The following is a 1,486-nucleotide window of genomic DNA, read 5'->3' on the forward strand; positions in this document are numbered from 1 at the left end:
ACATGAGCGCCCGTGACCAAAAAGGCTACGACGACGTTTATGACAGAAACTCATCAACGGCCTATGTCGGGAAAACAGAATTAGAGCGATTCAAAGGTTCATCTCCCTCCGACATGATCACTGGGATGCTAGGTGTTTACAGTGCTGACGGACGCAACAGCGGCGGTCTTGATCCAAACATTCGTGGTGTTCAAGGTCCTGGTCGAGTCCCTGTCACCATAGACGGTACAGAGCAGGCCATTACTATTTATCGTGGTTACAACGGAGCCAATAACCGCAGTTATATTGATCCAAATTTGATAGGCAGTATTCAGGCGATTAAAGGACCTAGCCTAGAAAAGAATGTCCATACGGGGACCGGTGGCGCCATTGTTGCGAATACCTTATCAGTAGACGATATTGTGAAACCTGGAAAAACTGTCGGTGGAGAAATTAAAGTTGAAGGCAGCAACAATGCTGTCTCTGTGAATGAACCTAGTTTATCAACAGGGCAATCTTATTTAGACATTCCTGGTTTCGGTACTTCTACTAATCCTTATGACCCTACACTACAAACGACGCCACGTAGTGGCGGGCAAAATAGTTTTAATGATTATGCCTATCGCCTTGCGGTGGGAACACGTCAAGACTATATCGACGTAGTTGGAGCGTACGCATATCGTAAAAAAGGCAATCATTTTTCTGGTAAAAATAACAGCGGCTTCTATTCTCGTGGTTCTGATGATTTACAAAATAATATGATTCCTGATTTGGCTAATATTTATGAGCCAGGGGATGAAATACCAAACACCTCTAGTGAAATGGAATCCTACCTTACTAAGGTAAAACTAAAATTCGACAAGAATCATAATCTAGAGTTTGGTTACAGAGACTCAAGCACAATTTATGGTGAAATAATGCCATCTCGTATTCCATGGGAAGAAGCGGCAGACGGAAGTGTTCCGCAGTGGCCACTTAGTAAGGTTGACAGCAAAGCTTATAACTTAGAATACAACCTTAATCCTGAAAATAATGATTTACTAAATCTTCATGCCAACATTTGGAAAACAGATACAGTTAGTAACACCTATACATCTGGTGGCTACCCAAATGATCCGTATGATTGGGATGAAAGTGGCGATACCACTTTGCGCAATACGGCCGTTAGGAATGCCAATGAAAGCCGTAAGGGCATCACGTTAAGTAACACTTTTGCATTAAGAGATAACTTAGATCTCACATTAGGCGGGCGCTATCAACACGAAACCCTAAGCTCAGATGATGAATACGGAGACCCAGAGATCACTGGTACTTTTCGAGCGTTACCCCAAGCGGGACGCCGTGAAGAAACAGAGTTTGACTTCAATTTTAATTGGCGACCAACAAACGCCCTTACTATCGATGCAGGAATGCGTTACCAGTCTTTTTGGAGTTTTGACGATTTACGCCAAAGTCGGATTGATGCAGGAGACTCAAGCTTTAATGACTATGCGAATATTGTTGGGCG

General features: G+C 43.2%; 1 protein-coding gene. It reads left to right on the plus strand.

The features are described from left to right. Positions 1-1,486 (plus strand): TonB-dependent receptor plug domain-containing protein (locus DFP80_RS20530; protein WP_158601398.1); only part of this gene is annotated, 1,486 nt, incomplete at both ends.

This window comes from Marinomonas rhizomae (assembly GCF_003315485.1).
Taxonomy (GTDB): Bacteria; Pseudomonadota; Gammaproteobacteria; order Pseudomonadales; family Marinomonadaceae; genus Marinomonas; species Marinomonas rhizomae.